The organism is Ruegeria sp. G10, from assembly GCF_056533645.1.
This window is the reverse complement of the sequence record NZ_JBQFOQ010000031.1, coordinates 1-957: the sequence shown is the minus strand read 5'-3', so window position 1 is coordinate 957 and position 957 is coordinate 1. Positions and strand designations below refer to the sequence as shown.

Annotated in this window: 1 protein-coding gene and 1 tRNA gene; one reads left to right on the top strand and one right to left on the bottom strand. The window is 55.1% G+C overall.

Features of this window, described 5'->3' with window-relative positions:
- The first annotated feature begins 208 nt into the window (after positions 1–208).
- Positions 209–910 (top strand): recombinase zinc ribbon domain-containing protein, encoded by a 702-nt coding sequence (locus ACR0KM_RS20970; RefSeq protein WP_480861797.1) that lies wholly within the window; start codon positions 209–211, stop codon positions 908–910.
- Here the strand turns inward: ACR0KM_RS20970 and ACR0KM_RS20965 are convergent.
- Positions 867–943 (bottom strand) — tRNA-Met (locus tag ACR0KM_RS20965). The two genes, ACR0KM_RS20970 and ACR0KM_RS20965, sit on opposite strands and share 44 nt — an antisense overlap.
- Positions 944–957 lie beyond the last annotated feature (14 nt).

Here is a 957-nt window from a genome sequence, read left to right as displayed (position 1 = left end):
CAAAACCGCCGCATAATCAATCTAACCAGATGAGCCACACTCTCTCTTAGATCAGAGCGCCATCTGTCCCAAAATCTCTGACGACGGACAATCCGACAAACTTTGGAACACGGTAAAGAAACGCCAAACAGAGACGCGCAACGCCGCGATCAGCGATGGCATCAGGAAACTGGGCCTAACCAAGCGGGCACGGCATCTGTTTTCCGGCATGCTGACCTGTGGGGGTTGTGGCGGCGGTGTAATCCAAGTCGGCAAACACTACTACGGCTGCTCCACTTATAGGAACAAAGGCACCTGCGATAATCGGCTGACGATCGAACGCGCGAAGCTCGAAGACCGTGTTCTCTCCGGCCTCAAGGAGCAGTTGCTGCACCCTGACCTGATCGCGGAATTCACCAACGCCTATCAAGAGGAATACAACCGTCTTGCCGGGTCCATTCAGCAGGAGCGAGCTAGCGCGACACGTGATCTGGCGCGGGTCGAGCGTAAGATCGCGCATCTCATCGACGCCATCAGTGACGGCATGTTTCACGCCAGCATGAAGGATAAGTTGACAGCGTTGGAGGTTCGCAAATCGGAACTCGAAGCCCTGATCGCCTCCGCCTCTGATGAACCACCGGTTTTGCTGCATCCCGGATTGTCCGATGTGTATCAGGAACAAGTCGCCAATTTGACCACAGCATTGCGCGATCCTTCTTCGCAAGCTGAGGCGACATCCATCATTCGTGGCCTATTGTCGGAGATTCGGTTAGTCCCGGAAGATGGGACGTATGCAATTGAACTCATTGGAGAACTGGCGGGATTGCTTGCGCTGGGAACATCCCAGAATGAACAAAGCCGCCCTGCGGCGGCTTGTTCGACTCTAATGGTTGCGGGAGCAGGATTTGAACCTGCGACCTTCAGGTTATGAGCCTGACGAGCTACCGGGCTGCTCCATCCCGCGACACTTTTTTGTGG